Raw genomic sequence first — 1,334 nt, 5'->3', positions numbered from 1 at the left:
GCTCACGACCCCGCCCCGGCCGGCGCCCCCGGCCCAGCCGGCGCCACGGGCCCGGCAGGCACCCCAGGCCAGGCGGCAGGCGGCAGGCGGCAGGCGGCAGGCGGCTGCATAGGGTGGGGGGATGCTCGTCGCGCGGTCCGCCGTCCTGTTCTCGCTCGCCGCCCTGCTGGAGATCGGCGGGGCCTGGCTCGTCTGGCAGGGGGTCCGCGAGCACAAGGGGTGGGCCTGGATCGGGGCCGGGGTGATCGCCCTCGGCCTGTACGGGTTCGTGGCCACGCTGCAGCCGCAGGGGGACTTCGCGCGCGTGCTCGCGGCGTACGGCGGAGTGTTCGTCGCCGGGTCGCTGGCCTGGGGCGTCGTTGCCGACGGGTACCGGCCCGACCGGTGGGACGTCGTGGGGGCACTGGTGTGCCTGGCCGGGATGGCCGTGATCATGTATGCCCCGCGGGGGCGCTGAGCTCCTGCTTATGCTGGCCGGTATTCGCCCGCACGAACGAGGAGCCCGTACATGAGCACCCGGACCGCCGTAGTCACCGGCGCCAGCAGCGGCATCGGCGCGGCCACCGCCCGGCAGCTCGCCGAGGCCGGCTACCACGTCGTCCTCACCGCGCGCCGCAAGGACCGTATCGAGGCCCTGGCGGCCGAGATCGCCGCCGGTGGCGGGTCCGCCGAGGCCCATGCGCTGGACGTCACCGACCGGGGGGCCGTGGACGCTTTCGCCGCCTCGCTCGACCGGTGCGACGTGCTGGTGAACAACGCCGGCGGGGCGCTCGGGGCCGACCCGGTCGCGACCGGCGATCCGGGCGACTGGCGCACCATGTACGAGGTCAATGTGATCGGCACGCTGCACATGACCCAGGCGCTGCTGCCGGCGCTCGTCGCGTCCGGGGACGGGACCGTCGTGGTGCTGTCCTCCACGGCCGGGCACGGCACGTACGAGGGCGGCGCCGGGTACGTCGCCGCGAAGAACGGGGCCCGGGTGCTCGCCGAGACGCTGCGGCTGGAGAGCGTCGGGCAGCCCGTGCGGGTCATCGAGATCGCGCCGGGCATGGTCAAGACCGAGGAGTTCGCGAAGACGCGGTTCCGCGGCGACGCCGAGAAGGCGGCCAAGGTGTACGCGGGGGTGGCCGAGCCGCTGACCGCGGACGACGTCGCCGAGACGGTCGCCTGGGCGGTGACGCGGCCCAGCCACGTCAACATCGACCTGCTGGTGGTCCGGCCCCGGGCCCAGGCATCGAACACCAAGGTGCACCGGGAGCTCTGAGGCGTGCGGGGAGCGGCCCCGGACCCCGTACGGCCGTTGGTCCGGGGCCGCCCCCCGCACGCCTCAGAGC

At 75.2% G+C, this 1,334-nt stretch carries 2 protein-coding genes; both read left to right on the top strand.

Translation table 11 applies throughout. The annotated features are described in order from the left end of the window. Positions 1 to 121 precede the first annotated feature (121 nt). Positions 122 to 457 carry a YnfA family protein gene (locus tag HYE82_RS36565; protein ID WP_179178526.1) on the top strand — a complete coding sequence of 112 codons (336 nt, stop codon included), beginning with the start codon at positions 122 to 124 and terminating at the stop codon, positions 455 to 457. A 51-nt stretch (positions 458 to 508) separates the two neighbouring features. Continuing rightward, entirely contained in the window at positions 509 to 1,264 is a 756-nt protein-coding gene (locus HYE82_RS36560) for an SDR family NAD(P)-dependent oxidoreductase (RefSeq protein ID WP_179178525.1), read from the top strand. Positions 1,265 to 1,334: the final 70 nt, after the last annotated feature.

The organism is Streptomyces sp. BR123 (assembly GCF_013401435.1).
Lineage (GTDB): Bacteria > Actinomycetota > Actinomycetes > Streptomycetales > Streptomycetaceae > Streptomyces.
Note: the sequence above shows the minus strand (reverse complement) of the source record. Positions and strands in the feature narration are given on the sequence as shown.